Source organism: Kitasatospora sp. NPDC056783, assembly GCF_042789895.1.
In the GTDB taxonomy this organism is placed as follows: Bacteria; Actinomycetota; Actinomycetes; order Streptomycetales; family Streptomycetaceae; genus Kitasatospora.
On sequence record NZ_JBHUAF010000702.1, the window covers coordinates 1 to 1,477 of the forward strand.

General features: G+C 70.5%; 2 protein-coding genes. Both read right to left on the reverse strand.

Annotated elements, in window-relative coordinates:
* Positions 1-164: 164 nt before the first annotated feature.
* Positions 165-791, reverse strand: coding sequence for a hypothetical protein (locus ACFRMQ_RS40720; RefSeq protein ID WP_380735971.1), 627 nt, complete (start codon positions 789-791; stop codon positions 165-167).
* Complete coding sequence (locus tag ACFRMQ_RS40725; protein WP_380735972.1) at positions 788-1,000, reverse strand: hypothetical protein; 213 nt, start codon at positions 998-1,000, stop codon at positions 788-790. Before ACFRMQ_RS40725 ends, ACFRMQ_RS40720 begins: the two co-directional genes overlap by 4 nt.
* Positions 1,001-1,477 lie beyond the last annotated feature (477 nt).

Genomic DNA, 1,477 nt, shown 5'->3' on the forward strand with positions numbered 1-1,477 from the left:
AGCTGGTCGAGTTCGGCGCGGTGCGCGCGATCGCCTACATCGGCATCGAGACCGCCCACCCCATCTACCTGCGCGTGACGGGGCCCGAGTGACCGGCGCCGCAGGCATGGTGCGGGGGAGTGGGAAGCCGGCCGCTCCGACGTCCCACTCCATGCCCCTCGGGGTCAGGCCGCCCGGCGCGCGGCGGCCTTCTCGATCGTCCGGATCCGCCGCCACGTGTACACCCACGCGTCGATGTCCCGCACCCCGCACAGCTGCAGGAAGTGCCGCACCTTCTCCAGCTGCGGGAGCGTCGAGGCGTTGAGCATGTCGGAGATCGTGCTGCGGGCCAGGACCTTGCCGTAGGTCGTCGGTTCCCGGTGGTTCAGTTGCAGGCTGCGCTCCTCCAGCCGGCGCAGTGACGGTTCGCCGGCCCAGATCCTGACGTCCTCCAGGCCCGCGACGAACTCCTTCGCGGTGGAGAGCATCACGGGGTCGGGTTCTCCCGCGGCGGGGAGCGACACGTGCCAGTCGGCGACGGGCGGCCTCTCGGCGGTTCGCTGCCTGCGGGGGCGGGATTTCGTCGTCACTTCCCGGTGGAGGAGCAGCGCGCGCTGGCGGGCGCGATCGCTCGCGTTCATCGTCTTCAGCAGTTCCTTCAGCTTCACCTCCGTGAGCAGAAGGCGCCCTCGGAAGACGTCGCGCAGGATGCCGGGGTCCATGCCGACCCCGCGCGCGAGCTCTTCCACGGACAGCGCGGAGGACTGATGGTGTTTCTGCAGCTCGGACGCGAGATCCTCGCGTGCGCTCATCGCCGCCGTCCCAGCGAGCCGGAGGCCTCGGCCGAGGCGGTGACGATGACGGTCACCAGCGCTTCGACGGCGTACCCGAGGACGATCAGGGCGATCACGCCGGCCAGGGCGACCGCGAGGAAGGCCGCGGACAGCGCGGCGCGACGAGGGCCGGAGCCTTCGGCGGGCGGCGGCGTGCGCCGCACCGCGCATCGGAATTCGAGCAGCACAGTGTGAACCCTTTCTGATGTGAACCCTCAACCCGGACTCGGGGATTGCCGTCCCCTGGGCCACCCGGCGGGTGGCTGGGCCCGATCATGCGCGGGTCGCAACGGCCCACGCAAGTGCCCTCGGCGGGTTCGATATGCGGCAATCAGCCTTCGATGAAAGAGACTTGACAGATCTTCGGGACGGATTCGGACGCCGCCGACACACTCTGGGCGCTCGCGCGTCCGAAGCCGTCCGAAGTCGTCCGGGGCCGTCCGGGAGTCCGTGGCCGTCGTGTGGGAACCAGGCCGACTCGGCACGGCCCGGCGTCCAGAAGTGTCCGAAGTCGTCCAATCGACTGAGGCGAACCCCCGGCGGCTGCCACAGTGCAGCCCGAGAGCCCTTCCCCTCAACCCGGACGGTCTCCCCGGGCGGAGTGCTGTTGCCGCAGCCCCGCCGTGACGCGGATCACATCGAGGAGGGCCTGCCCCCGTTACAGG

Excerpts from the sequence above, each read along its gene's own strand:
- ACFRMQ_RS40720 (WP_380735971.1), bottom strand. The coding sequence starts at position 791 with ATGAGCGCACGCGAGGATCTCGCGTCCGAGCTGCAGAAACACCATCAG.